This is a genomic window from Thauera sp. AutoDN2, from assembly GCF_051280715.1.
Lineage (GTDB): Bacteria > Pseudomonadota > Gammaproteobacteria > Burkholderiales > Rhodocyclaceae > Thauera.
Genome location: NZ_JBNCAR010000100.1, coordinates 1 through 1,451 on the forward strand (window position 1 = coordinate 1; position 1,451 = coordinate 1,451).

At 68.4% G+C, this 1,451-nt stretch carries 1 protein-coding gene; it reads right to left on the bottom strand.

Going from position 1 to position 1,451, the window contains the following annotated elements:
• Nucleotides 1-1,338: IS66 family transposase (tnpC, locus tag ACPT9U_RS17680; RefSeq protein WP_435751918.1), on the bottom strand; the 1,338-nt coding region annotated here is incomplete at its 3' end.
• Between the last annotated feature and the right edge of the window lie 113 nt (nt 1,339-1,451).

A 1,451-nucleotide genomic window follows, 5' to 3' on the forward strand; every position in this document is an offset into this window, starting at 1 on the left:
CGCGCCGCCGAGCACCGAGGTGGGCGGCACGGTGGGGAGCACCTGATCGAGCCAACGGCGCAGTTCGTCGATGACGACGCGGCTTCTGCTCTGGCGTCGCGCCAGGCGCTCGGCGTTGCTCAGTTCGCGCGCCTCCTTCTCGATGGCGTAGAGCTTGCCGATCAGCGCCAGCGCCTCATGGGCGCGACCGCGCTTGCCGGCGGGCAGCACCTTGCTGGCGTCGACGAAGCGGCGCCGCGCATGGACCCAGCAGCCGAGCCGGGTCACGCCCTCGCAGAAGGAGATCGCCCCATAGCTCTCGAGCCCATCGGCGATCAGGTGCCCCTTCCAGCCTTCGAGCAGGCGTAAAGGGACCGCCTGCGCGCGGCTCGGGTCGTACTCGAAGAGGATCACCGGCTTACCCGGCGGACCACCGCGCTGCACCCACATCTGGCTCTTGCTCGTGGCTGCCCGGCCAGGCTCCTTGAGCACCTGCACCGGGGTTTCGTCCATGTGAATCACATCGTGCCCGAGCAGCACGTCGCGCATCAGATTGGCGATCGGCTGCAGCGCTTGCGCGGTGCCGATCACCCAGCGCGCCAGGGTCTGACGCGGCACGAGCGCGCCCGCGCGGGCAAGCACGTACTCGAAACGCGCCAGCGGCAGCCCGTCGACGTACTTGGTGACCAGCAGCATCGCCAAGAGGTCGTTGCTGGCGTTGCTCTTGGGCAGCACCTGCCCCGGGGCGCGGGCGCTGACCGGCGCCTGGTCGCCCTGGGGGCAGCCGTAGCGCTTCCTGATGTGACGCAGCACGCGCACCTGCATCGGGACGATGTCGAGCTGTTCGCTGACGTCCTGGCCAATCTCGACCATGGGTGTGCCGCAGGCGCAGGTGCGTTCGGCCTCGGGGACGTCGTGGACGACGTCGATGCGCGGCAGCTCGATCGGCAAGGGCTTGCGCTTGCCACGCGCCTTCTTCTTGCCCGTGTCGGCGGGCGTCTCACCCGTCGTCTCGGTGGCCGGCGGCGGCAAGGTTGCGGTGTCGCCCGCCTCGGTTGCGGACTCGGCCAGCGCCTCGGCCTCGTCGAAGAGCCACCCCTGGCCCGCGTGCGATTCGCTGCTGGGGCCGAACATGCGCCGGCGCGCCAGGCGAAGCTGCTCGTAGAGCTCGAGGATGCGTGCCTCGAAGGCCTTTTGCAGTTCGGCTTCGCGCGCCTTGAAGGCAAGCTCGAAGGCGTGCTGCTGTTCCCGCAGCAAGGCCTTGAGCGCGGCCGGATCGTCGGGTAACTGTTCGGGGAGGGGGGATGCGCACACGCCGACGGCGGCATTCGAACGAGGGTCGGCGGTACGTGGTTGCATGCTGGAATTATACCCGATCACGCTACGTAACCGATTGGTATTGCAGCGTTTTATGCGGCCTTGCCGCCCACAGATCGAAGCCTTCGAGCAGCCATTCGAGCTCCTTCATCGTC